Source organism: Chryseotalea sp. (assembly GCF_057350905.1).
This window is the reverse complement of the sequence record NZ_JBMRCF010000004.1, coordinates 1-25471: the sequence shown is the minus strand read 5'-3', so window position 1 is coordinate 25471 and position 25471 is coordinate 1. Positions and strand designations below refer to the sequence as shown.

Genomic DNA, 25471 nt, shown 5'->3' with positions numbered 1-25471 from the left:
GTATCAGTGCTTTATTTTTTTAACTTTTTCAGTGCTTCCCAGCGTGGATCTGCCATGCTTTCATCACTTTTTTCATCCTTTGTTGCCGAAGAATAGATTATTTTCCCTTCTTCGTTATCATCGTCCTCCTCTTCAATGAAGCGAGGATGAAGTTTTTTTATCGGAACCGCCAACACGATATATTCAAACATTGGTTGTCCCAGATCCAGCGTTGCGGTATCACGATGTATCATCATCACCTCTTCGCTGATCTCTTTGTCCTCATCTCCATACTTATACATCAACTTTTCATTGATGCTGATCGGAAAGTCAAATTCATCCAAACTCCGATCACAAGTAAGTACGATGCTACCTTCAATTCGGAAGTTCGTTTCAATGAAAGTCTCATGTTTGTTGAGACTTACAGTGGCCTTTAACTTGCCTTCTGCAATCATTTCGGAGCCATACTGCTTAAAAAAGCCACTATTCAGTTCAAATTCGAACTCATGAGCAGCGAGGCTTAAGCCTACAATATTAACCCCGAATAAATTCACTTTCCTGACCCTCCGGTTTTAAAATAGTCGGCAAATGTAGAAGAATAAATGGAAAATTAAAAGTAAAGATGTGTTTTTACACCAAAGTCAATTTGCTAATCGACTGATTATCAATATTTACAGGTATTCTTTGATGGCGATTTCCTTGAGCTGTGCTTTCGATTTCTTGTTTACATGCTCTAGAAAAAAATCAATAATGGCTTTTTTGAAACCCAGTTTGATGGCAAGGCTCTTGCAAAAGATGATTTCGCTCTCGAAAATATTCTGGTCTACTAAAATAAGTTCTATACTGCTGTAGAGGTACTCAAACTTTTGGTCTACCGAAAGTGCACCGAGGCTATCAATTGGTTCAGGTTTCCGGATGAGCTCCTGAACTTCAATTTCCGGGAAATTGCGCTCTTTGGCTATTTTAAAAATCATATCCCGCTCAGCTTTTGCAAAGTGTTTGTCGGCCTCTGCCAACTGGATAAGTATGTTTAAATGCTTTCTAGTAACTACGTCCATTTCAACTTTCACTTTAACCAAAAATACAATTTAATGCCAAGTAGCTGCTCAGATTAGGTTAAACGGCAGAAATTGGAAATAAATTCACATTATTTACCTGTAAGCTGTTCTTTCCTGGCCTGCACAATATCGCAAGCCTTAAAAAGTGCCTCCCTGAAGGAGTTTTCATCGGCCTGATTCTTACCCGCAATAGCATAGGCAGTTCCATGATCGGGAGATGTTCTGACAACGGGTAATCCTGCTGTAAAGTTTACACCATTCTCGAAAGCCAGGGTTTTAAAAGGAATAAGACCCTGATCATGGTACATAGCCAATATGCCATCAAATTTAGTGTATTGACCTGTGGCAAAAAAGCCATCAGCCGGAAAGGGGCCACTCACGAGTTTGCCTTTGTTTCTCCAGCCGTTAATCAGTGGTTTCAGGATTTGCTCTTCTTCAGTGCCGATCAAACCACCATCGCCTGCATGCGGATTAAGCCCCAGTATGGCTATTCTTGGTTTGTTAACACCAAAGTCATGTCGAAGGGAATGCTCAAGAAGCTTAAGTTTGGCTTCCACACGTTCCCGTGTGATAAGGCCTGCAATTTCACGCACTGCCACATGTTCTGTAACCAAACCTACTCGCAGTGAACTCCCCACCAGCAGCATAAGGCTGTCGCTGGCACCGAAATATTGTGTTAAAAATTCTGTATGCCCTTTAAAAGGAAACTCCTCGCTATGGATCGTGTGTTTATCTATCGGTGCAGTAACCAAGGCATCAATCAGGCCTTCTTTTAGTTCTTCGCAAGCTTTTTGTAAGCTGAGCAGAGCAGCCTTTCCGGTTTCTTTTGATGCTTTTCCGGGTACGATTTCAATAACATCCTCCCAACAATTAACCAGGTTGAGTTGCCTGGCTATAAACTGACCTTTATTTTTTACTTGTGTGTAATTGAGCTCTTCGTTGTTAAGCTGCTTTTTATAAAATGACAACACACGCCCTGATCCATAAACCACGGGCGTAAACAATGACATTACTCTGTGATCGGATAATGCTTTAATGATAACCTCAGGACCAATGCCATTGATGTCACCTAAAGTAATGCCTATGCGCGGTTTGTGATCTGCAGATTTAGGTGGGTGAGGTGTATTGGTGGTTTGAGTCATACTTCAGATGTTTCTGGTTAGCCAGCAGCCATCGACTATTGGTTAACTAATTTGTGTGAATAGAAACACAATTATACAGTATTTTACCTTACACTTGCACCCATGGCCGCATATGATAAGGTAAGAGCTAAGAAATCGCTGGGTCAGCACTTCCTGCACGATGAAGGAATTGCCAGAAAGATTACAGAAGGACTTTTGTTGGATAAAACCGGCAACCAGGTTTTAGAAATAGGGCCGGGTATGGGGGTGCTCACCAAATACCTGGTGCAGATAGCCAACCTCCAACTAAAAGTGATTGAGATAGACCGCGACTCAGTGGCCTATCTGAAGCGGCATTTTGCCTTGCTGGAAGGAAAAATTATAGAAGGCGATTTTCTCGAAACTGATTTAGATGAAGTATTTGAAGGCACTTTTTCAATTATTGGAAATTTCCCCTACAACATATCCTCTCAAATCTTTTTCAGGGTTTTGGAGCAACGCAACAGGGTAGAACAGGTAGTGTGTATGTTGCAAAAAGAGGTGGCCGATCGGATTGCTTCGAAACATGGAAATAAAACTTACGGTATTCTCAGCGTGCTTTTGCAAACGTTTTATAATATCGAACATCTTTTAAAAGTTCCACCAGGTGTTTTCACACCTCCACCTAAAGTAATGTCGGCTGTGATACGACTGGTAAGGAATGACAGGAAGCAATTAGGTTGTGATGAGAAACTTTTTGTAACCGTTGTAAAAACCGGCTTTAACCAAAGACGGAAAACATTGCGCAATGCACTTAAAAATCTAACTTTGTCGAGCGATGTTGCGGCCTTACCCATAATGGATAAAAGAGCTGAGCAACTAAGCGTGGAAGATTTTATTCAGCTCACACAGGTAATAGAGAAGAGTCGTGCAGTCCAACATGGAGTTTGAACTAAGCAAAGAGTTTAGAGATCGGTTTCAGCAAGCGCTTGATGAGCGTGATAATACTTTTATTGTCGAAACGCTGGAGTCTGTTCAGTCGGCAGATATTTCAGCTCTTTTGTACGAGTTTAGTTCGGAGGAGTCTAAGTATGTATTGGACATCCTCGATAATGAAGTACATGCGGAAATTATCCGCGACCTGGACTCAGATACCCGCAAATCTTTCCTTAAGATATATACCCCAACTGAGATTGGAAGTGTGCTTAACCAGTTAAATTCAGATGATGTAGCAGATATTTTGCATGAGTTGCCTGTGAAGGAACGCGAGGAGGTCTTGGCCTTGATTGATGCGGATCTTCGTTTGCAGGTAGTTGACTTGCTGCGTTATGAAGAAACAGTTGCCGGTGGTTTAATGGCGAAAGAATTAATAAAAGTTCGCCAAACCTGGACGGTTAACCAATGTATAGAAGAAATCAGAAAGCAGGCAGAAAATGTCGATAAGTTTTATGCCGTTTATGTTGTAGATAATACTGACCGACTTGTAGGACGGGTTTCATTAAAAAGCCTGGTCTTGGCTAATGCCTCTAAATCAGTAGCAGAAATTATAGAAGAGGAAGAGATTGTTTCCGTTGAAACTTACCTGGAGGATATTGAGGTAGCAGATATCATGCAAAAGTATGATCTGGAATCGGTACCCGTTGTTAATGTAAATGGACAGTTAGTAGGCCGCATTACCATTGATGATGTGGTAGATGTGATTAAAGAGCAGGCAGAAGAAGAGCGCCAGATCATGGCCGGTATCAGTGAAGACGTTGAAGAAGATGATAGCGTGTGGCGCAATACCCGTGCCCGTTTGCCCTGGTTGATTATTGGTATACTGGGTGGTTTAATGAATGCAAAATTCATGGGGCTGTTTGAAGCAGAATTGATCCAGGTGACAGCCATAGCATTCTTCATTCCGCTGATTCAGGCAACCGGTGGAAACGTGGGTATACAATCGGCTTCTATTGTTGTGCAAAGTTTGGCTAATCCGGGTTTTGTGGTGGAAGGTTTGTGGCCACGTTTGGTGAAAGTGTTTTTAGTAGCCATGCTCAATGGTGTTTTCCTGGCTGGCATCGTGTTTGGTGCCAATGTTTTGCTTTTTACAGAGTTTGAACTTTCACTCACTGTTTCTATAGCGCTGTTTAGTGTTGTATTATTTGCCTCTTTTATGGGTACAGTTACCCCGATGGTGCTTAACTATTTTGGTTTTAATCCTGCCTTGGCTTCGGGCCCCTTTATTACTACCACCAATGATTTGTTGGGCCTCACCATTTATTTCTTCACAGTTAACTTATTATTGATTTAATGTCTTCCTTGCGTCAATGTTTGATTATTGATCCTATGCATGCAAGCATTTTTACTATGCTGGGCGAAATTGGCTGGGAAGGTGTAGATGTATCAGACAAAGAAATACACGTTATTAAACCACTGATTAATCAATATGAGGGATTGTTTGTACGAACAAGAACGAGAGTAGATGAACAATTGCTGGGTGTAAAGCCCAGCATAAAGTTTGTAGCCAGAGCAGGTGCGGGTCTGGATAACATCGACCTTGATTTTTTAGAAAAGCATAACATTAAAGTGTTGCATGCTTCAGAGGGCAACAGGGATGCAGTAGGTGAATACGCAATTGCAGCCCTGCTCTCCTTACTGCGAAATATACCCAGGGCAGATGCAGAGGTAAGACAATCTGTTTGGTTGCGAGAAGAGAACCGTGGTGAGGAACTTATGGGCAAAACCGTAGGCATCATCGGTTACGGCAATATGGGCAAGGCATTCGCAAGACGGCTTTCGGGTTTCGGATGTAAAGTGCTGGCCTATGATAAGTACAAGCAGAATATTTCAGACGAATGGGTGCGCGAAGCTTCATTGCAAAATATTTTTGACGCATGCGACATCCTGAGTTTGCACATTCCATTAACCCATGAAACCCGGGACATGGTTAATCTGGAATTTATTGATTGTTTTAATAAACCATTCATATTCATGAACACCGCCAGGGGTGAGATTGTTAAAATGACTACTTTGGCTTCTGCTATCGGGTCAGGTAAAATAAGGGGAGCAGCATTAGATGTATTGGAGAATGAAAAACTTACATCACTTACTGTGGAGCAGACAAAAGCCTTTACCTTTCTTACGCAACAGAGAAATGTGATCTTTACACCACATATTGCTGGCTGGACGCAGGAATCGCATTATAAGATCAATCAAATACTCGTGCAAAAGTTACAAGCCCTGGGCTTCTGATTTGCAGAGAAAATTTTCTTTGAACAAAAGAATTTGATAATTTAAGGACAGGAACAAGAAAATGGGTTTTTATAAGAAGCAGATGAAGCGTTTTAGTGAATTCTATGATAATATCATAGAAAAGCCATTGCTTACATCTACCATCGTATTGGTGCTTGTCGCCATTCTGGTGCTTGCATTGAGTCTCCACTATTATGTAAATGATACCTACAACTTTGTGGGTCAGGTATTGAGTGAAGCACACGGTATGATTTTCGATATCGCGGTGATCGGTATTTTGATATTCTGGCTCAACCAAAATGGAGAAGTACGCCAGCGTATCCGTACTTATAAAGATGAGATTGACGATTTTCGTTTGTGGGAATCTGAAGAAGCTGCCTTTCGTACTGTGGGTAATATCAAGCGTTTAAATCGTCATAAAATACATGAGATCAATCTTGTAAACTGCTATCTGGCGCGCACCAACTTGAACTATGTGAACCTGGCTGGGTCGAACATCAACTCATGTAATTTACAGCAGTCATCCTTGATTGAGTCAAATCTTGAAAATGCTCGCCTGAATCAAACCAATTTTGAAAACTCGAACCTGAATCAGGCTAATTTGAAAGGCGCTTATGCCAGTGGCGCTAATTTTAAAGATTCATTTTTGATTAAAACTCAGTTTGAAGGTGCCTTCCTGATTAAGGCGAATTTCAACAATGCTTATTTAATGGAGGCAAACATGCAAAACAGCTACCTGATGGGTGCCGATTTTGAAAATGCCAGTTTGTATAAAGCAGATTTAAGAGGGGCAAAAGGGCTTACTATTGAACAATTATCCAAGGCCAAAACCCTGTATATGGCAAGATTTGATGATGAAATACTGGAAGAGATCAAAACTAACCTGCCAGAGCTGGTTGGAACCTGATTTTGACTAAATAAAAGAATCCTATACCTTTGTGTAACACGACAACGGTTTTGCCCCGCAAAGCCGTTGTTTGTTTTTTTAGTAAAGTCGATAATTATGAGCAAGAAAATATCTTACTATACCAAAGAAGGTTTTGAGAAGTTGAAGACGGAGTTAGCTGAGCTGAAAGGTAAAGGTCGTGCTGCAATTGCCTATCAAATAGCTGAAGCGCGTGATAAAGGAGACTTGAGTGAAAATGCTGAGTATGATGCTGCAAAAGATGCGCAAGGTCATCTCGAAGCAAAAATAGCGCAGTTGGAAGACCTGGTGTCTAATGCACGTTTATTAGATGAAACCAATATTGATACTTCTAAAGTGTCCATTCTTTCTAAGGTTACCATTAAGAACATGAAGAATGGAGCCACTTTTACTTATACATTGGTTTCTGAAGAAGAGCAAGACCTGAAAATAGGTCGCTTGTCAACCCAATCACCAATAGGTAAAGGTTTGTTGGGCAAAAAGAAAGGCGAGAGTGCCATAATCAAGACACCTGCAGGTGATATTGAGTTTCAGGTAATGGACATAACTGCTTAATACGATGGCCAGCATTTTCACCAAAATTATTAACAGGGAAATACCTGGTTACATTGTGGCAGAAGATGAACGTTACATTGCCATACACGACATTAGTCCTTTAGTAATGGGGCACGTATTGGTTATCCCCAAGCCAGAATCTGATTATATTTTTGACCTGGAAGATGATGCACTTTCGGGTTTAATGCTTTTTGCTAAAAAAGTAGCCAAAGCAGTCAAGAAAACTGTGCCTTGCAAAAGGGTAGGGGTAGCTGTCATTGGTCTTGAAGTTCCTCATGTGCATGTTCATCTTGTGCCTATGAACAGCATGGGTGATATCAACTTCACAAAACCCAAGCTTAGTCCTTCCAAAGACGAGTTGACTGCCATCACTGAAAAAATCAAGGCTGCGCTTTAATCTTGTGGCCATTCAACACTTTCAGGTGCAGTGACTCATACTTGATTTCTGCTAAAACCTGTATTTGCTTGTAATTCGCGTATTTTTTGAGACGCTCTTAATTGAACATTTTCAATAAGTAATGGTTAATTTTGGGTAAAGCATTTTCTTGTGAATAACTCAATAGCCTCTTTAAAACAATACTGCGACAGCCTGGTGCAGTACAACCGCAGACAAACTGTTGAAGTTAAAATTGGCGATGTGCCGATGGGGGGCAATAACCCCATTCGTGTACAGTCCATGACCACTATCGACACGATGGATACACTTGGATCGGTTGAGCAAACCATACGCATGGTAGAGGCTGGCTGCGAGTATGTGCGCATTACCGCACCCAGTTTGAAGGAAGCGCAAAATCTCGCTGAGATAAAAAAAGAATTAAGAAAGCGTGGTTATAATGTGCCGCTGGTGGCGGATATACATTTTACACCCAACGCTGCAGAATTAGCAGCACGCATTGTAGAGAAAGTACGGGTTAATCCAGGTAACTACGCAGATAAAAAAAGATTTGAAACCATCGATTACACAGAAGCTTCTTATCAGGCAGAACTGGATCGCATACGAGATAAGTTTACACCACTGATAAAAATCTGTAAAGAACACGGTACAGCCATGCGCATAGGCACCAACCATGGTTCTTTATCTGATAGAATCATGAGTCGCTATGGTGATTCACCACTGGGCATGGTCGAATCTGCACTGGAGTTTTTACGCATTTGTGAAGACGAACAATTCTACAACATTGTCGTTTCGATGAAGTCGAGCAATCCGCAAGTGATGGTGCAGGCTTATCGTCTGCTGGTGCAAAAATTAGATGAAGGTGGTTTTAAACCATATCCTTTGCACTTAGGTGTTACCGAGGCAGGCGATGGTGAAGATGGCAGAATAAAATCGGCCGTGGGTATTGGTACTTTACTGGAAGATGGATTAGGCGATACCATCCGTGTATCATTAACCGAAGAACCAGAAGCAGAAGTTCCGGTAGCCTATACTTTGGCCAGGCGTTATGATAAACGTGCCAACCATAAGAGCATTCCTGAAATAAAGCATTACTCCATTAATCCTTTCGAATACACAAGAAGAACTACCCACGAAGTAGTCAATATGGGTGGTGAGCATTGGGTACCCAGGGTAATTGCTGATCTGTCGCAACGCGAAGCAATCAGTCCTGCTTCTTTGTTTTCATTGGGTTATCACTACTCTGTTCCTTTAGATAAGTGGAATATTGCTGACATGGCTTGTGACTATGTCTACACAGGTAATAAACTTGTTGACTTTGCTATACCCGGCACCCTCGGTATTATTTATGATTACGCAACCTGGCTTACACAAAAAGAAAAAGACAGAGCCTACCCATTACTGGATGTAAAAACTTTATTGGAAGGTAAAGCACTTTCGCCTGTTCTCAATTTTGTGCAAGTATCCATTGAAGATGTCAGCACAACTTTTATAGAAATGATTCGTGCCTACAAAAACATTGTATTAATAATCACTACCGACAACGAACATGGTATGGCAGAACAGCGAAGGCTTATGCTGAACATTATTGATGGAGATTGTTCTGTACCAGTAATCATCAGAAGAAATTATGCAAACCTCTCGCAAGAGGAATTGCAATTGCATGCAGCCACTGACGTTGGGGCCTTGCTATTGGATGGTTTGGGTGATGGTATATTTTTATCGGCTATTAATTGTGGTCCTGAAAAAATGCTGAACGAAACTGCCTTTAATATTTTGCAAGCTACCCGTACACGCATTTCAAAAACAGAATACATCTCTTGTCCTTCGTGCGGAAGAACCTTGTTTGATTTACAAGAGACCACTAATAAGATTCGCGTGCGCACCAACCACCTAAAGGGTTTGAAGATTGGCATCATGGGTTGTATTGTGAATGGCCCAGGAGAAATGGCAGACGCAGATTATGGGTATGTAGGTTCAGGTCCAGGCAGGATCACCCTGTATAAAGGTAAAGAGGTAGTGCGCAGAAATATTCCAACAGAAAAAGCAGTAGATGAATTGGTAAATCTGATTCGTGAACATGGTGATTGGGTAGAACAAGAAAACTAATGTTATGGAAGAGCAAAGAGATATAACAAAGCAGGGAGTGAAGAAAAGCTGGAAGGATTTCTTCAAGCTAGGTGAGGTAGGTGGTTATTTTTTCAGGGCGAAAGATCCTAACCGACCTACCAATGCAAGTTTAAAAATGATGCATGGTGTAAATAAACTATCCATACTGATGTTTCTTGCTTGTGTGATTATTATTGTTACCCGCATTATTGTGCGTAACTATTTCTAATCATGAACATCGAAGGCTTCCGTGCATATTGCCTGGCGAAGAAAGGCGTAACAGAGGAATTTCCCTTCGATGCCAATACACTTGTTTATAAGGTTATGGGTAAAATGTTTGCCCTGACCGATCTGGATAACTTCGAAAGCATCAACCTCAAGGCAGATCCTGAGCAGGTGGTGGCACTGCAGGAAAGATTTTCTTCAGTTTTACCAGGCTATCATATGAATAAAAAGCACTGGATCAGCGTTATGATGGACGGAACTATAAAAGACAGCCTGTTATGCCAATGGATAGACGACTCCTACAACCTGGTAAGTGCCTCATTACCAAAGAAGGACAGAGAAATCTTAAAGGAACTCTGAAATCGGATTTCTCAGTTATTTCCTTAATTTTGATAGCTTAAGCATTAACCAATTCATGTTTAGGGGCCTTTTCGTCATTGTTGGACTCACCACCCTGCTGAGTAGCTGTGCCTACCAGCCGATGACTTGTCCTGCCTATCAAAGTGCTTACATTCATGATAAAGACGCTTTGCGCAAGAAATTCAGCTATTTTGTGAATGATTCTGCCCCCAAAGTGTACGCGGCCAGTAAGTCGAAATTCTTGATTATTGAACCTACCACGTATAAAAAAAGAGAAAGGGCCATCCAAACAGTGGAGAAGAAAGCCGTGTGGGTAGCAGTGCCGGATTCTTTAAAAGAAGGATATCAGCGGCCGGAGGAAGCTTTTTCCATGGCCGAACGTAATGTAAACGACAGTACCGCTGTGGTGCGTATTGATACCCTTGCTACGGTGGAAGAATATAAGATTTCTAAAGATGCTGAGATCAGGGTATTGAAGTACGATAATAATAAAAGACAATACTGGGTAGATACCCTTGGTTATAACAACGATCAGGATAACTACATGTGGTATTTGCGCCATGTGCTTGTATTACCGGATGCTAAGCTGGCTGCCATGGAGGCGAAAGGTGAGAAAAAGGATGAGCCGAAAGCCAAAGGAAAAACTAAACGTGAAGGTGGCGGAGGTTTATTCAAGAAATCGAAAGCAAAGGCTGATAGCGTAGAAGGTTATGAAGGCACAACTTCGGCAACCATATTACCCAATAGCGGTAAGTCAAAGAAAGTAAAGAAGAAGAAAGAGAAGAAACCAGTTGAGACAACGCCAACACCTGCTAAGAAAGAAGAGGAGGATGAAGATGACGGGTTTTGATGATATGCTGATTTGAGTTGCTAGCTACGAGCATCTAGCTTCGAGTGTCAATCAAACAAAGTAAGATTACCGAACTGGTCGGCTGGCGGTGTAGCAATAATTAATGAAGGTACATTCAATGTGTTATCATTAATCCTTGGAGACACTGTATACAGACTCATTTTACTTTCCGGATACGCTTTAAACAATGCGAGTAAAGCTTCTTCACTGGCATCGGCATCCATCCATATTTGCTCCTGCGCTTTTTCAAAAATCAAAGGCATACGTTCGTTCATGGTGTGTACCAATGAGTTTGCCTGTGTTGTAATCAGCATAAAGGTATGATGCGTCTGCCCTTCATTGTCTTCAAACTCTTCCCAGATACCGGCAAATGAAATGGCACTCTTATCTGTAATAATAAAGCGGTGAGGAATGAGTGTTTTCTTACCAACCCTTTTCCAGGCATAGAATCCATCCGCAGGAATTAGGCAACGATAGCGTTTGAGTGTTTTGCGCATGGCTGGGCGCTCGCCAAAGCTCTCAGCCCTTATATTGATAAGCTTTTCACTAACGTGTTTGTTTTTGGCCCATTCGGGAGGTGTACCCCAGTAAAAAAAAGAAATACCGGCCGAGCCTTGTAATATTACGGGCAGCAAATGCGTAGGCCCTGCGTTGTACAGAGGTTTATAAAATTCAGGCACATCTACCCCAAAGCGCTGCTGCAGTTGTTCACGGGTGGCGGTTAGGGTGTAGCGTTCAATCATGGTGTTGTACAAAATGAAGAGCTCGTTCTTCGCTCCAAAATACATTCTTTTTATTGAACTGCGCAAAACCAACATGTCCACCTTTGTCAGTTACTTCTAACCGAACCAAGGGGTGCTGTTTAAACAGTTGAATTGGAAAGCAGGCTTCACTTAAAAAAGGATCGTTTTTGGCATTGACAATCAATGTGGGTATTTGAATAAATTCTGCAAAGTGGATTGAGCTGCACTGTGTGTAATAATCAACAGCATCGCGATAGCCATGCAATACAGAAGTATACTGGTCATCAAAGCTTTGCAAGTCATTTATCTGATCTATGCGACTAACGTCAAGGTCGTTGCGTAAAGCAGCTTTGTCTTTTACCTTTTGTTTGAGTGTTTTTAAAAACCTGTTTACATATAAGCGATTTGATGGCATCGCTAGTTGTACGCAGCTGGAATGTAAATGCATGGGTACAGAGAATACAACACTTCTGCGAATGCGTTCATCTCTTTTGTTTTCACCCAGGTATTTTAATGTTAAGTTTCCACCAAGACTAAATCCAATCAGTGTGATCTCCTGATAAGATTGAGCAAGTGCATGTTGCACCACAACATCCAGATCATCGGTAGCGCCACTATGGTAGAAACGTCTTTGCTTATTCATTTCTTCACTGCAGCCACGGTAGTTCCAGGTGAGTACATCGTAGTCTTGATTGTAAAAAATCTTAGCCATGCCCTTCATATAGGCTCTCTCTGTATTGCCTTCAAGGCCATGCGAGATAATGACAAGTTTTTCTGATCCTTGTTTCAGCCAATCTAAATCCAGGAAATCATCATCAGGTGTTGTGATGCGTTCACGCTGGTAGGGCTTGAGGGTTACTGTTCTGAACAGCGAAGGAAAAATAGTTTCAACGTGAGGATGAAAAAATAGTGGTGGACGCTGGTAACTATTAAATTTTATCAACTTATATTAAAATAAAATATTTTTTACTCAAGACCATTTCATTCTTTCTTTAAGAGATGTAATATGGGCCAGGTGATGTTTGCCATGCCACGCATACAAGGCAAGCATACGCTCCAGGTTGATTTCTTTTTGTGTTTGTGGATGAATAAAACTTCGTTGCCAGGCTTCTTCAGGAAGTAAGCTGAGCATGGCTGACCACTTTGCATGGAAAGCAGTAATGAATGCCAATGATAGAGCCGGGTCGAGTTGATTGTCAATAGTTTCTGCCCAGGTCTTTTCTTCATACGCTTTAATAACAGGCTTCTCTTCTGTAAGCGTCCATTTAAAGCGTATGTAAGAATGCATGTGGCTGTCAGCAATGTGGTGAATCAGTTGTTGTACAGACCAGCCTCCATCCCGATAGGGTGTCGCGAATTGTTCTTTCGAAAAATGTTTTACAGCCTCCGCTAGTTGAGCGGGCAGCTCAGCAATATCAGCAATCAGCCTTTTCTTTTCCTCTTTGGTATAAGATGGCTGTGGTGCAAATTTGCCAATAGGGTACCGTAGTTGATCAATGTCAAGCATGCGTCTTAGCTTCTTTAGCCAGTGCTTTTTCAGCTTTTAATTTTTGCTTGGCTTTTTCCCTTCGGTTACGCACACGGATATTGAACATTTCAATCAGCAGAGAGAAGACAACGGCAAAGTATATATAGCCTTTTGGTATATCATACTCCAATCCTTCCAGAAAGAGCATAAAACCAATGAGGATCAGGAAACCTAAGGCCAATACTTCCAGCGATGGATGTTTGTGAATATAATCACTAATTCTGCCGGAGAACACCATCATGATACCAATGGAGATCACCACCGCAATCACCATGATTAGTATTTCCTGTGTCAGGCCCACAGCTGTAAGGATAGAATCGAAAGAGAAGATAATGTCTAGCAAAATGATCTGAATGATCACATTGGTGATACTTTTAGTAGCCTTTGCCTGTATTTCACCCTCTTCATCGTCACCCTCTACTTCATGGTTCATTTCTCGGGTACTTTTTGCAATGAGAAAAAGTCCACCAAACATAAGTATCAGGTCACGTCCACTAAAGGGGTGATCATGACCAATGAATCGATCTACTAAACCATTCCCCAGTATATCTGACAGGAAGAATAGAGGTTCAGTAAAAGTGATGACCCAGGTAATACCCAGCAAGAGCATAATACGAACGATCATGGCTAATGCTAAGCCCATATTGCGCGTTTTGGCTCGCTGCTCAATAGGGAGTTTGTTGGATACAATTGAAATAAAAATAATGTTATCGATGCCGAGCACTACCTCAAAAAAGGTAAGTGTTACTAGGGCTAGCCAGGCCTCGGCTGTTAAGAAAATTTCCATGGTTGAGAGGAAACGGGTTGGTTTACTACGCTAAATTAGAATAAGAAATGTAACCCTCAAATGTTACTTGTCCAGAAAGTCAATGTCGACATTAAGGGGGTAACGCATCAGGTATTGCAAAGCTTGCTGAACTGTTAGTTTTTCGAATAAAACGCGATAAAGTGCATGGGTAATGGGTGCTTTTACCTGGTAGTAATCGGCACATTTTTTTGCAATTCTTATTGTATTGATACCCTCCGCTACCTCATCTGTCTCATTCAATATATCCTGTAAAGTCTTGCCCTGGGCTAATTTATGGCCCACCTGAAAGTTGCGACTCAATGAACTATTGCAGGTAGTAACCAGATCGCCTATGCCGGCAACCCCTAAAAATGCTTTAGTATTACCACCCAAGGCGCGCCCCAGGTAGATCATTTCAACTACACCCCGGCTGATCAGTAAGCCCCTTGCATTTTCACCATAGCCCAATCCGCTAAGCGCGCCCGAAGCAATGGCGATTACGTTCTTTAATACACCGGCAAGCTCAACACCGGTTAAATCGTTATTGCCATAAACCTGAAAGTAGTCGTTGCGCAATAGTTTTTTACCCAGCTCAATTACCTCATTAAAAGGGCTGGCAATTACCGTAGCTGCCGGATGTTGGGCTGCCAACTCTTTTGAAAGATTAGGACCAGCCAGGCAACCTACCCGTACTACAGCACTTTCTTCGCGAATGACTTCGCTCATGGTTTTAACCTGATGCCTGTTGAGCTTTTCTATGTCCTCAATGGTATTGTGCTTGGGCAGAGTAATGTCGAAGCCTTTGGTACCATGAATTAAAATATGATATGGGTGCAGGTGTGGCGAGAGGCTGCGAATAACAGAACGAAAATGTGATGAAGGAATAATAGGGAAAATAACATCGCATGCTGCAGCCACCTGGGCCAGGTCACTAACAGCAGTTATGTTTTTGTCTATGATATGCCCCCGGTTATCGCGGGTTGTATTGATGCGATGAACAACCTCAGGATCTCTCGCATACAGCAATACAGGACGCTGCCTTGCCAGTAAATTGGCAACAGCTGAGCCGAAGTTACCGGCACCGATAACGCCCACAGGCTTATTGTCCGATAAATTTATCGAGTTCATATCCTACCAGGCGGTTGTGATAATAATACAATACGTTCAGATCGCGCGTGATGATGTTGCCATCACGGTTGCGGAGTAAGGGGCGTTTTAAGTGAAATATACCTACGTTGTAAAGTCCGCGTTTAATCACCTCATCAATATCACCTTTCAGGTGAGAGGCGATATTGACTTTGTTTTCGATTTTCATTCTGTATATCTGCTTGCGCACACGCTTACAGGTATCGCGAAATTCTTCATAAGGCAATGCGAGGTCTTCTTCAGGCAAGCGTAACAAGCTGAAGAGGTCAAGTTTAGGATGTCGCTTTTGCCACATGGTAAATGCAACAAAGGCCACCAAGTGGCTGGCAAAAACACGATTGATTCGGTGATATTCACTTACAATTTTTTGGCTGAGCATACGGGTATACTCATCTTCACGCTGTCTGTCTGCTGAAAGCTGGCCGTTGGTTATAAAATAATCTCTGGTATCGATCGGTCTACCATGCTCATCTATGCTGTTGCCCTCGTCATCCACATAATTACCCATGATGTCGAGCCCTTTGCCAATAGACACCGAAATGCTCGAGCCTTTGGTAAAGAATTTAAACATAAACTGAATGAGCTGCCAGCTGCCATAACGATCTTGCTCAGGCATGTAGCGATCCTGCCCTTTAGAAGAGAGATAATCTTCCACAAGGTCGGGGGCTTCCAGCACAAAATGGTAATTGAGTGTGACGGGTACAATAAAAATTTTTCTAACCTCTTCTCCCGGTGAGGCATTCATATAGGCATCGCGTTGTGCTTCAACAGTTGAAGACAGCAAGCCAAGCTTAAGCTGTTTTTCGATCATACCTGACCGTGAGCGTGTACCTCCCGGAAAGAATAAGCTATGCGCGCCTTTTTGCAAAGCCAGTGTTGAATAGAGCTTGAGTGTTTCAAGGTAGGGCATGTTCTTTTTTCTGCGGTCTACCTTATACGCACCCAGACTGTTCATGAAGTAGGCGAATATTTTAATGTTGAACAGGTTTAGTCCTGCACCATAAATAAAAGCAGGTAAGCCCAGGGAATGAATTACCCATCCGATCAGGATAGAGTCCAGGTTACTGAAATGCGTGGGCACCATAACAACGGTGCCCTTACGGGCTAGCCTTCGCAACTGCTTTACTTTTCCAACAATATGGATTTTATCGCGTAGGGTGTATTGGTTGCGCCAGAAGGCTCCAAATTTTTTTACCCGGGCGCCATTTAACAAGCGGGCAAACCAAAATTTAATTACCTCGCGCGCAAAACGGTATCTGCTTGGCTTGAAATTACCAGCAATTTCATCTGCGTAACGCGATACTATTCGTTTGAGAATTTCATTGGCCTTTTCCTGCTGTTCAGCCTCAGACTTACCCGCAAGAACTTGAAGATCTTCTTTTACTTTGCTCCAGAATTTAGGTTCGTCTACTGGGTCGGCACGCCAGCGGTTTCGCTTCATGCGTTGCTGTTCCCGGTACACGGTAGCCTCGAGTTCGTCCACCAATTGTTTAGTGGAGGCACGAAGTTCCTTAACCCTGTTAAAGGACTTTTGTGCTACTTCTTCAATAAATTCCTTTCTGTTTTTACTGAGTTTATAGACAGGCCAATCGGGAATACCCTCCAAAATTGGCTTGTACTTCTTATTCTTATTCTTCTTTTCCTGAATATCCATCGCCAGCTATTGGGTGCGCAAAATAACACAATTCTACCATTGGAATTGGAGCCTTTGGTCTTAATTATACCCTGTTCAGGGCTTCTCCTAATGAGCGCGACATGGTGTTAAATCGCTCCATAGCCTCTTTAATGAAGGTTTCATCAATCATTTTCTCAATATCAGCCTCGCTGGTTACATCAAATTCATTCACTTTAAAGGTTTGCTCCAGCAGGCCTTGTTCAAGTTTAATGATGTAACGGTTGTTCCAGGCGTATAGGGTTATTTTGTAGTGCGGGGTTGGTATTTCCTTTAAAACTCTCATGTTTATAAAACCGGATTGCGCGCAAAGATGAGATTTCTAATTGGTTTTTAGGAAATAAGGTGGATTTCGGATTCTACTACTTTCGATCGCTGTCGGAGTAGCTCGCGCTTGTTGGTGAGAAATTTCCCTGTTCTGCAAGGGAATTCAGGTTTTGTTGAATCTTCTGTAGCTCGTGCTCCAAATTGCGGTATACCTGACTTTTCTGAAGTTCATCAAACTTCATTTGTCTCATCAGTCGTTGCACCTCCAATTCGCGCTTGCGAAGGCTTTCTTTTTCAGAATTCATGAAGTCTAAAAAATGACTAGTTTAGGTTATTATCTGCCAAGATAACGATTGAAAGCATTTTTTCCATACAGATTATCAACAAAATGATATTTCAAAAAAGTTTTTCGAGGAATAGACGATCAGAAGAAACTTATCGTTTCTAACAAGAGTTTCGTTAAAAGCGTTTAGAGTTATATCTTGTAACCTGTTCCGGCAATTTATTTGCAAAGCACACATGGCAATGTCTCGATTTTTAATAGTTTTTCTACTTGTACTGAGTAGTGCAATTACTGCCCACGCAACCCATTTGCGTGCAGGAGAAATCACAGTAGTGCGCGATAATTGTGCAGCTTTAACTTTTACCATCACTGTTACAGTTTATACAGATACTGAATCGACCGTTGTTTTTGGGGGCAGGCAGTCAGACGGTTTGGATGTGCTTGATTTTGGAGATGGCACCAGAATTATTATTCCGGAAACACCCAGTACTGCCAGACCCGATCTTGGACTCAACATTGGTGTTGCCTCTTTTACCACACAGCATACTTATGGTGGCTCAGGCCGTTATTTGATTTCGTACAAGGAGCCCAACAGAAATATCGGTGTGCTAAACATGGTTAACTCTGTGCTCACTACCTTTTATATAGAAACAGAAATCAATACAGACCCTTTCTTTGGGTGTAACAATAGTCCCAAGTTATTAATTGCACCAGTAGACAAGGGTTGTACAGGTGTTGCTTTCCAGCACAACCCAGGTGCTTTCGATCCGGACGGAGACAGTTTATCTTATGAAATGGTTATACCTTTCAGGGATCGCAATACCGTAGTGACAGGTTACAGAGATCCTAATAACACTGATTTTTATACTGGTAATTATAATACTGCTAATGAGAATCAGAGTGGACCGCCAACCTTCGCCATTAATCCGATAACAGGAACAATAACCTGGGATGCACCGGGAATAAGAGGTGAATTTAACATTGCCTTTCACATAGTAGAGTGGAGAGAGATAGCGGGTGAATGGGTGGAAATTGGTTATGTAAGACGCGACATGCAAATTGTTATTGATGAGTGTGATAATGAACGCCCGGATTTGATCATACCCAGCGATACATGCGTTGTAGCAGGTACAACCCTTAACGTTACTATTTTTGGTATTGACATTGATAACAACAATGTTAAGATTGAAGCCTTTAGCGAATTGTTTGGTTCAACCTTTATCAGTCCGGCCAGGGTATCTCCTAATCCTGCAGTTTTTCAACCGGTTGTTCCTAATCCCGCTGAGTTAACATTTGAATGGGAAACTGTTTGCGAGCATGTAAAAGATCAACCTTATCAGATTGTATTTAAAGTCACTGATAACGGGCAACCCAACCTTGTTACTTTTAAAACATGGTTTGTTAAAGTTGTCGGCCCTGCTCCGGAATGGAATCAGGCAACGGTCGACTTTGCCAAAAGGCATGTAAAACTAGACTGGGATGAATACACTTGCCAGAACGCATCCACTATTCAGGTATGGAGGCGTGTAGATTCTTTTGCCTATACACCAGCAAATTGCGAAACAGGTATTTCGCCCGGGCTCGGCTATGAAATGATTGCAGAAGTACCAGCCTCGTCCATTAGCTATACCGACACCAACCGTGGTGCAGGATTGGCAGTTGGTGCTGAATATTGTTACAGACTTGTTGCGCTTTTCCCCCTGCCACGAGGAGGTGAAAGTTATATGTCAGAAGAGCTTTGCATTGATCCTATCATAGCCGATGCACCTGTTATTACGCATGTAACTGTTGAGAAGACCAGTGGAAATGATGGACAAATAAGAATCAGCTGGCGCAAACCTTTTGAAATTGATCAGGTGCAGTTTCCTCCGCCATACCAATACAAAGTATGGAGATCAGAGGGTTTCACAGGGTCACTGCCTTGGGTGGCAGTTAACTCAGGCACTACATCAGATACAACTGCTGTAGACAATGCCCTCAATACCGTAGATAAAATTTACAGCTATCACGTAGTACTTTACTCAGCGACAATCAATAATCCTGCTATCGCTCCGGTAGACACGTCAGCCGCTGCCAGTATGGTACGATTGGAAGTGGAATCAGGTGATCAGCGTTTAGACTTAAGCTGGCAGGCATTTACACCCTGGTCAAATTTGTCGCAGAATTTTCCTTTACATGATATTTACAGAGGAGGAGAAGGCTCGACAGAAAGCTCAGGGTTGGTTTTATATCAACAGGTAAATGTTAGCGTTAATGGTTTCATCTACTCCGATCCTGCAGAAGGAGGGCCGCCTTTGTCTGAAGACGAAGAGTATTGTTACCGTATCATGACAAGAGGTACCTATGGAAACCCGGCCATAACTGAACCTTTAGAAAATTACTCACAGATAGTTTGTGCTCGACCCGCAGATGACGAACCACCCGTTTGTGTGCCTGCACCAGTGTTGGCCAGCATCAGACCCTGCGAAGAATTTTTTGCAGATCAGTCGACTTGTCGGATAAATACTTTCAGCAATGAAATAAGGTGGAACCGTGTAACCACCACAGAATGTGAAGGCGATGTATTGGGTTATCGTGTTTACGTTGCCAATGAAAGTAACGGAGAGTTTCAGCCAGTATTAATTAATGGACAAACTTTTACCAGAGACACCGTTTTTGTTGACAATAACCTGACCTCATTTGCCAGGTGTTATAAAATTTCTGTAGTAGATCGTTCCGGAAATGAGAGCGAATTGAGCGAAGCCATTTGCAACGACAACTGTCCGTATTACGAATTGCCTAATGTATTTACACCCAATGGCGATGGCTGCAATGATTTATTCAGTGCTTTTAGTGACCGCGATGGAGGCGGAGAGGAGATACCCAATGGTGGTGGCATAAATTGTCAGCCTGTTGATAAAACAAGATGTGCCCGCTTTGTGGAAAAAGTTTTGTTCAGGGTATATAACCGCTGGGGTGTTGAAGTATATACCTATGAATCTGTTGAAGGCGACAGCGTAGATAAAACAATTTATATAGACTGGGATGGCCGCGATAACAGTGGCAGACTATTGAACTCAGGAGTATACTACTACGCAGCTGACGTTACCTTTAATGTAATTAATCCTGACAATCGAATTCAGACGATTAAAGGTTGGGTACATCTCATCAGGTGACAACAGAAAAATCCATTATACTTTTTGATGGCGTCTGCAATTTATGCAGTGGAGCTGTTCAATTTATTCTAAAAAGAGATAATAAAAAACAATTCGTTTTTGCCTCACTTCAATCAGAAGCTGGCAAAACTTTACTGTCAAAATATAAAGTAAACACAAGTGTAGAAACCATTATTCTGTTGCAGAACGATAAGTGGTTTTCGCAGAGTACAGCGGCCTTAACAATTGCCCGAAGATTATCAGGTGCCTGGCCATTGTTCTATGCTTTTATAATTATACCCAGGTTTATACGCGATGGCATTTACGATTGGATTTCGCGCAATCGGTACAGGTTTTTTGGTAAGAAAGATGCTTGTATGATTCCCTCACCCGAGTGGAAGAATCGTTTTCTGGATTAGTGAATTAAAAATTCATGCTTAATTTGCAGGCCTAATACAAACCCAGGCTTAAAGCACATGAAACCGGGCGTGAATGAATTCCCCACACAGGGTAATGAAAACAGCAAGGTTTTATCTGTCTTTACAATTAAAATTATTTACAGATGAAAGCATACATTTTTCCAGGGCAGGGTGCACAATTTACCGGAATGGGTAAAGACTTGTATGAGTCCAGCACCGCAACTAAAAATCTTTTTGATGAAGCCAATGACATCCTTGGCTTTGATATTAAGTCAGTCATGTTTAATGGTACTGCCGATGAGTTAAAGCAGACCAAAGTAACACAGCCTGCAGTCTTTATTCATTCAGTAGCCGTAGCGTTGTCAAGCAATGCATTCGCCCCTGATATGGTGGCGGGACATTCATTAGGTGAATTTTCCTCGTTGGTTGCCAACGGAGCTTTATCTTTTAAAGATGGTTTAACGCTGGTAAGCAAACGTGCTCTGGCCATGCAGCGTGCCTGCGAAATAAATCCTTCCACCATGGCAGCCATTCTTGGTTTAGATGACGCTGTTGTAGAAGAAGTTTGCGCATCGATTAAAGAAGAGATAGTAGTAGCAGCCAATTATAATTGCCCGGGCCAGTTAGTAATTTCCGGGTCACTGAAAGGTATAGAAATCGCCTGTGAAAAAATGAAGGCAGCAGGTGCCAAACGTGCTATGGTATTGCAAGTGGGTGGCGCTTTTCACTCACCCTTGATGGAGCCAGCCAGAGAAGAATTAGCAGCAGCCATTGAAGCCACTCATTTTAGTCAGCCACGTTGTGCGGTTTACCAAAATGTAAATGCAAAGCCTTCAACGGATGTAGCAGCCATCAAGAAAAATCTAGTGTCGCAATTAACAGCACCCGTGCGTTGGACACAATCCGTACAACAGATGACAGCAGACGGAGCAAAGACTTATATAGAATGTGGTCCTGGAAAAGTGTTACAAGGTTTAGTAAAGAAAATTTCACCGGAGGCAGAAGTGGCGAGTCTTTAAATCGATTTGATGATTTGATAAAACTTAAATCAGCGTTTCGGAAGGGGCGCTGATTTTTTTATGTGTGGTTTTTCTTGCCCCGCTGTTCGAGATGTTTCCAGCGATTTTAAAAATTGATTTTGGTTCAACAACAGCGACCGGTCAGACCGCTTCTTGTTATTGTATACAGCGGTCAGACCGATTGTTATAGCTATTGTACAGTTTAGCGAAGCGCATCTCGAACTACGAATAATGCCGGATTTAAATCCGGTTACAATGAACTTGTGTATATTAAAATGGAGCACAAATTCCGTACATGCTTTCACTTAGGGCTGAAGACTTGCGTCCGCTCGTACAGGTTCATAATACAATACGACTGCACCCGAGTTTAATGTTTTTGTCTTCAGGAGTTTCAAGGCGATTCTTTGCTTAATTTGGTCAAATAGTAACATCCCTTTTCCTTCTAGGATCGGGTGAATACAAATTTGAAGCTCGTCAATCAGGTTGTCGTTTAAAAGTTGAATAATTAAACTCCGACTTCCTACCAGTATGTCTTTTCCTGCTTGCTGTTTAAGTGCTAAAATCTCCTCGTTAAGAGGTTTATCGGCCAATCGTGCACTGTCCCAAGCGGTTTCTTTAAGTGTATTGGAAAAAATAATTTTTTGAATGTTATCTATTGAAACGGCAAAGTCATCCATTGATTTTTCACCTGAAGGATTTTGCAAGAGAGTTTGCCAAAACTGCATAAGCTCGTAGGTTGTTCGTCCGTATACAAGTACGCCTGCATTATTGATCAGGTCGGCATAGTGTTGGTGTAGTCCTTCGTCTGCAATGCCTGCTGTATGGTCGCAAACACCGTCAAGCATCATATTGAAAGCCGCTATTACTTTTTTCATATTTTTTGTCTTTGCTAACTCTTCCGAATTTATAATTCGGAAGCCTTATCAAAGGATTTTTAATCTGGGTTAAAGAGAGCTTGTGTGCAGTAGAATACGGGATAAGACTTGCGCCAATTGGAGGTAGTTTTGAATAATCCTTCATTAGTATTCTTTTGGCTCTCGCTTAATATGGCGAAATCTTAGAATGCGGATTTCTTTTTCATCATGCTTATAAGCAACTCTAAGGGAATACTTTTCAAAAGCTAGATAGTTTCCTGGATTAGGTTTCTTGAATTTATCCAAGGGGAATTTTTCGGGATGATCAAACAAATTGTCAATAATTTTGATTATTTCAAACTTAACTTTCTCTGCATTATCAAAAGAATCTTGCCTGATATACCGATAAGTTTTTTCAAAAGTAGTTGCAGCATTTTTGTTCCAGATAATTGCTGGCTGCTATTTTAATGCCATTTGGTTACTTGCTTCTTAAAATCTTCATGGCTTATGAATTCACCACGATCAATTTCCGCATCTGCTTGATCCAATTCTTGATTATACTGCTCAATACTGATCTTTCCTTCATTTTTCAAACCATAATGAAGTATAGCCTTGATTGCCCGCAATAATGAAATATCTTCGACTTGTTCGAGTTCCCTGATTAAGAGGGCTTTTTCTGATTTGATATCCATGCTATTTAGCGTTAGTAAACAAAGCTAACAATTTCTCAACTCCTAAGCTCTTCCGAATTTGTAATTCGGAAGTCTTATCTAAGGATGTTAAATCCGCACATTAAAAGTTCCAGATGATCTTGGGAACATCTGGAACAGCAAAGTATATAACTTTTGACTATTGCGGTAATTCATTTAATAATTCTTCTGACTTTCTCAGTGTGTTTTGATAATACTTCGATACTTTTTTAGAGAAATAGAATAAAAAAATGTAACCAAAGCTGAAGGAAAACATCCAAAAATATTTGCTATCTGTCACATCCTGGTCACTAAAAAGTTTGGGAATTAGAATAATGACGACAACCAATAACAAGTAACTTAAAGTGATATTGATTTTTTGTAACTTATAAAAGACTAATTTCTGCGTTGCAAACATTCTTAGCGTATCTGCGTATGGTCGGTTAAAATCGTTTGATGATTTTAGTTGTCGAATACTTAAAAAACTAATTACGGAGATTGACAATAATAATAAAATGGTTACTATGCCAACAGCCTGAAAAAAAATGGTCTCTAACTTGTAAAAGGTAAAACCAATCAATATTGCAGTGAGTATGCATATTATGCTTCCAATTATTTCCGGATAAGCAATTCTATTTATTTTAGAAGTATATCTTATTTGTGACATTTGGTCAATTATGTTGGAGGTTAAATTTTGTTGCTGTTTTTTGTTTCCAGCCTTATCCCATGTATTTTTTAAATCATCTAATTCCATTGTTATAAAGATTTATTGATTTGCAGTTTTAATTTTTCTTTTATTCTAAGCAGCTTTGTTCCAACATTGCTTTTTGAAATCCCAATAATTTCGGCAATTTCATCATAGCTTTTGTCTTCACAATAAAGCATCACAATTCCCTTGTCGAGCAAGTTTAAATTTTCAATGTGCTGTTTGAAAATATTCCATTTTTCTTCGTAGTCGGTATTGTCTTCTTTGAAAGTATTATGCATCCCTTCATGAATAGAAATTGTGGAAACTCTTTTCTTAGATTGTTTTAGTTGATAAATAGAAACATTTAAGGCCACTCTGTACACCCAGGTGCTTACACTTGATTTTTGATTGAATGTGTCAAAGGATTTCCAAAGTTGGTATAGAATTTCCTGGATTAAATCGTGCTTGTCCTCATTATTATCAGTATAGACTGATGCAATTTTGTGAACAAAACCCTCGTTTGCTTTTACAGCCTTTATAAAACTTTCTCTTTTGTCCACTATTTTTTTTGCTGTTTATGTTTCTATGCCTTATTAGTGTACGATTGACTGAAAAAGTCACACTTCAGTAGATTTATTTTAGAATTTTCTTACCCTTGCTTGGTGAAATGGCGGTTAATGGTGTACTGTTAGCGGAAGTGGCTATTTTAACGTCTATGGCAATCTGGGGTGATGTGCTGATGGGTTGATGTGCTGATTCGGTGATTAAAGAATTAAATAAAATATACACGTCATTGCGAGGAATTAGGGTGGGAAGTGCGCCTGCATGACGAAGCAATCTAGGTTGATGTGCTGATTCGGTAATTTGCTGATTCGTTGATTCTTTCCAACCAGCATCACTTAGAAAAAAGAGGCTCACCATAAGACCTGATTTGTTTGAGCGACTTAAAGAACAAAAATTGTTCATCGAACTTCGAGCTTCGAGCCTCCAACTTCGAACCTCCATCTACCCCAAAAAATCTTCATCCTCTCCAGCTCAATCTTCATCGTAAAAATTCATCACCCTTCGAAATTACGCTGAAAAACAAGCTTCAGACTTTCTGCTCTCATTCGAGCATTGTTTTTTACAATACACCTGCACTAACTTAAGCAAGGTAGCAGATCATTTCTGCTGCGTATGACACGCCCCCTGTCAGACTTTAAACTCTTTGTACAGTAAGCGGGCACACATGTCAACACCTAAACATGTTTTACTTTTTATTGCGATCGTGCTATCACTTTCAGTTCATGCGCAGGTATTTCCCGTACAAGGCAACCTTGTACTCAATCCACCTTATAGTCCCTACCTGGCTGACCTAACTGCCATCGGTTCACAACGCTTTTGGCTTAGCGTGCGACTGCAGGATCCTACCATTGCTAATTATAATTGTAAACTGCGCCTGACCATAGAAGGTGTC

At 41.3% G+C, this 25471-nt stretch carries 31 protein-coding genes; 14 read left to right on the top strand and 17 right to left on the bottom strand.

Annotated elements, in window-relative coordinates:
• Positions 1–11 precede the first annotated feature (11 nt).
• From ACO1XM_RS06740 to pdxA, 3 genes are all read right to left on the bottom strand, one after another.
• Positions 12–533 (bottom strand): YceD family protein, encoded by a 522-nt coding sequence (locus tag ACO1XM_RS06740; RefSeq protein ID WP_486227159.1) that lies wholly within the window; start codon positions 531–533, stop codon positions 12–14.
• A gap of 117 nt (positions 534–650) precedes the next feature.
• A complete protein-coding gene (locus tag ACO1XM_RS06735; protein WP_486227157.1) occupies positions 651–1037 on the bottom strand; it encodes a TerB family tellurite resistance protein in 387 nt (128 codons plus the stop codon).
• 89 nt (positions 1038–1126) lie between these two features.
• A complete protein-coding gene (pdxA, locus tag ACO1XM_RS06730; RefSeq protein ID WP_486227155.1) occupies positions 1127–2179 on the bottom strand; it encodes a 4-hydroxythreonine-4-phosphate dehydrogenase PdxA in 1053 nt (350 codons plus the stop codon).
• Positions 2180–2281: 102 nt separating this feature from the next.
• Here pdxA and rsmA point away from each other — a divergent pair, with 102 nt between their 5' ends.
• The 10 genes from rsmA to ACO1XM_RS06680 all read left to right on the top strand — a co-directional run bounded on the left by rsmA (position 2282) and on the right by ACO1XM_RS06680 (position 10786).
• Positions 2282–3088: a 16S rRNA (adenine(1518)-N(6)/adenine(1519)-N(6))-dimethyltransferase RsmA gene (gene rsmA, locus ACO1XM_RS06725; RefSeq protein ID WP_486227153.1), complete on the top strand. Its 807-nt coding sequence runs from the start codon at positions 2282–2284 to the stop codon at positions 3086–3088.
• A complete protein-coding gene (gene mgtE / locus ACO1XM_RS06720) occupies positions 3078–4427 on the top strand; it encodes a magnesium transporter (protein WP_486227151.1) in 1350 nt (449 codons plus the stop codon). Before rsmA ends, mgtE begins: the two co-directional genes overlap by 11 nt.
• Entirely contained in the window at positions 4427–5368 is a 942-nt protein-coding gene (locus ACO1XM_RS06715) for an NAD(P)-dependent oxidoreductase (RefSeq protein ID WP_486227149.1), read from the top strand. Before mgtE ends, ACO1XM_RS06715 begins: the two co-directional genes overlap by 1 nt.
• 82 nt (positions 5369–5450) lie before the next feature.
• Complete coding sequence (locus ACO1XM_RS06710) at positions 5451–6275, top strand: pentapeptide repeat-containing protein (RefSeq protein WP_486227148.1); 825 nt, start codon at positions 5451–5453, stop codon at positions 6273–6275.
• Between the two features lie 96 nt (positions 6276–6371).
• On the top strand, positions 6372–6848 hold the full coding sequence (greA, locus tag ACO1XM_RS06705) for a transcription elongation factor GreA (protein ID WP_486227145.1): 477 nt from the start codon (positions 6372–6374) through the stop codon (positions 6846–6848).
• Between the two features lie 4 nt (positions 6849–6852).
• A complete protein-coding gene (locus ACO1XM_RS06700) occupies positions 6853–7245 on the top strand; it encodes an HIT family protein (RefSeq protein WP_486227143.1) in 393 nt (130 codons plus the stop codon).
• Between the two features lie 150 nt (positions 7246–7395).
• Positions 7396–9351 carry a (E)-4-hydroxy-3-methylbut-2-enyl-diphosphate synthase gene (gene ispG, locus ACO1XM_RS06695; RefSeq protein ID WP_486227141.1) on the top strand — a complete coding sequence of 652 codons (1956 nt, stop codon included), beginning with the start codon at positions 7396–7398 and terminating at the stop codon, positions 9349–9351.
• A gap of 4 nt (positions 9352–9355) precedes the next feature.
• Positions 9356–9580 carry a DUF6728 family protein gene (locus ACO1XM_RS06690; RefSeq protein WP_486227139.1) on the top strand — a complete coding sequence of 75 codons (225 nt, stop codon included), beginning with the start codon at positions 9356–9358 and terminating at the stop codon, positions 9578–9580.
• Between the two features lie 2 nt (positions 9581–9582).
• A complete protein-coding gene (locus ACO1XM_RS06685; RefSeq protein WP_486227137.1) occupies positions 9583–9936 on the top strand; it encodes an MmcQ/YjbR family DNA-binding protein in 354 nt (117 codons plus the stop codon).
• 55 nt (positions 9937–9991) lie between these two features.
• On the top strand, positions 9992–10786 hold the full coding sequence (locus tag ACO1XM_RS06680; RefSeq protein ID WP_486227135.1) for a hypothetical protein: 795 nt from the start codon (positions 9992–9994) through the stop codon (positions 10784–10786).
• A gap of 47 nt (positions 10787–10833) precedes the next feature.
• Here ACO1XM_RS06680 and ACO1XM_RS06675 read toward each other — a convergent pair whose 3' ends face one another.
• From ACO1XM_RS06675 to ACO1XM_RS06640, 8 genes are all read right to left on the bottom strand, one after another.
• Positions 10834–11529, bottom strand: a complete 696-nt coding sequence (locus ACO1XM_RS06675; RefSeq protein ID WP_486227133.1) for an SOS response-associated peptidase — start codon at positions 11527–11529, stop codon at positions 10834–10836.
• Positions 11522–12472: a YheT family hydrolase gene (locus ACO1XM_RS06670; RefSeq protein ID WP_486227131.1), complete on the bottom strand. Its 951-nt coding sequence runs from the start codon at positions 12470–12472 to the stop codon at positions 11522–11524. Before ACO1XM_RS06670 ends, ACO1XM_RS06675 begins: the two co-directional genes overlap by 8 nt.
• Before the next feature lie 27 nt (positions 12473–12499).
• On the bottom strand, positions 12500–13036 hold the full coding sequence (locus ACO1XM_RS06665; RefSeq protein ID WP_486227129.1) for a YfiT family bacillithiol transferase: 537 nt from the start codon (positions 13034–13036) through the stop codon (positions 12500–12502).
• On the bottom strand, positions 13029–13844 hold the full coding sequence (locus ACO1XM_RS06660; protein WP_486227127.1) for a TerC family protein: 816 nt from the start codon (positions 13842–13844) through the stop codon (positions 13029–13031). The genes ACO1XM_RS06665 and ACO1XM_RS06660 overlap by 8 nt, the downstream gene beginning before the upstream one ends.
• Positions 13845–13907: 63 nt before the next feature.
• On the bottom strand, positions 13908–14972 hold the full coding sequence (locus ACO1XM_RS06655) for an NAD(P)H-dependent glycerol-3-phosphate dehydrogenase (protein ID WP_486227125.1): 1065 nt from the start codon (positions 14970–14972) through the stop codon (positions 13908–13910).
• Complete coding sequence (locus tag ACO1XM_RS06650; RefSeq protein ID WP_486227123.1) at positions 14944–16644, bottom strand: 1-acyl-sn-glycerol-3-phosphate acyltransferase; 1701 nt, start codon at positions 16642–16644, stop codon at positions 14944–14946. The genes ACO1XM_RS06655 and ACO1XM_RS06650 overlap by 29 nt, the downstream gene beginning before the upstream one ends.
• Before the next feature lie 64 nt (positions 16645–16708).
• Positions 16709–16948, bottom strand: coding sequence for a hypothetical protein (locus ACO1XM_RS06645; protein WP_486227121.1), 240 nt, complete (start codon positions 16946–16948; stop codon positions 16709–16711).
• A gap of 76 nt (positions 16949–17024) precedes the next feature.
• Positions 17025–17234 (bottom strand): hypothetical protein, encoded by a 210-nt coding sequence (locus ACO1XM_RS06640; RefSeq protein WP_486227119.1) that lies wholly within the window; start codon positions 17232–17234, stop codon positions 17025–17027.
• A gap of 220 nt (positions 17235–17454) precedes the next feature.
• Here ACO1XM_RS06640 and ACO1XM_RS06635 point away from each other — a divergent pair, with 220 nt between their 5' ends.
• From ACO1XM_RS06635 to fabD, 3 genes are all read left to right on the top strand, one after another.
• On the top strand, positions 17455–20367 hold the full coding sequence (locus ACO1XM_RS06635; protein WP_486227117.1) for a T9SS type B sorting domain-containing protein: 2913 nt from the start codon (positions 17455–17457) through the stop codon (positions 20365–20367).
• A complete protein-coding gene (locus ACO1XM_RS06630; RefSeq protein ID WP_486227115.1) occupies positions 20364–20765 on the top strand; it encodes a thiol-disulfide oxidoreductase DCC family protein in 402 nt (133 codons plus the stop codon). Before ACO1XM_RS06635 ends, ACO1XM_RS06630 begins: the two co-directional genes overlap by 4 nt.
• 143 nt (positions 20766–20908) lie before the next feature.
• The gene (gene fabD / locus ACO1XM_RS06625; RefSeq protein WP_486227113.1) at positions 20909–21784 is read left to right on the top strand and encodes an ACP S-malonyltransferase; all 876 of its coding nucleotides are present in this window, start codon (positions 20909–20911) and stop codon (positions 21782–21784) included.
• A 305-nt stretch (positions 21785–22089) separates the two neighbouring features.
• Here the strand turns inward: fabD and ACO1XM_RS06620 are convergent, their stop codons facing one another.
• From ACO1XM_RS06620 to ACO1XM_RS06595, 6 genes are all read right to left on the bottom strand, one after another.
• Complete coding sequence (locus ACO1XM_RS06620) at positions 22090–22659, bottom strand: dihydrofolate reductase family protein (protein ID WP_486227111.1); 570 nt, start codon at positions 22657–22659, stop codon at positions 22090–22092.
• 144 nt (positions 22660–22803) lie between these two features.
• The gene (locus tag ACO1XM_RS06615) at positions 22804–23085 is read right to left on the bottom strand and encodes a type II toxin-antitoxin system RelE/ParE family toxin (protein ID WP_486227414.1); all 282 of its coding nucleotides are present in this window, start codon (positions 23083–23085) and stop codon (positions 22804–22806) included.
• 17 nt (positions 23086–23102) lie between these two features.
• A complete protein-coding gene (locus ACO1XM_RS06610) occupies positions 23103–23330 on the bottom strand; it encodes a hypothetical protein (protein WP_486227109.1) in 228 nt (75 codons plus the stop codon).
• 157 nt (positions 23331–23487) lie between these two features.
• The gene (locus ACO1XM_RS06605; protein WP_486227107.1) at positions 23488–24081 is read right to left on the bottom strand and encodes a hypothetical protein; all 594 of its coding nucleotides are present in this window, start codon (positions 24079–24081) and stop codon (positions 23488–23490) included.
• 2 nt (positions 24082–24083) lie between these two features.
• Complete coding sequence (locus ACO1XM_RS06600) at positions 24084–24575, bottom strand: sigma-70 family RNA polymerase sigma factor (RefSeq protein WP_486227105.1); 492 nt, start codon at positions 24573–24575, stop codon at positions 24084–24086.
• Positions 24576–24648: 73 nt separating this feature from the next.
• Positions 24649–24936 carry a hypothetical protein gene (locus tag ACO1XM_RS06595; RefSeq protein WP_486227103.1) on the bottom strand — a complete coding sequence of 96 codons (288 nt, stop codon included), beginning with the start codon at positions 24934–24936 and terminating at the stop codon, positions 24649–24651.
• 307 nt (positions 24937–25243) lie between these two features.
• Here ACO1XM_RS06595 and ACO1XM_RS06590 point away from each other — a divergent pair.
• Positions 25244–25471: hypothetical protein (locus tag ACO1XM_RS06590; RefSeq protein WP_486227101.1), on the top strand; the 228-nt coding region annotated here is incomplete at its 3' end.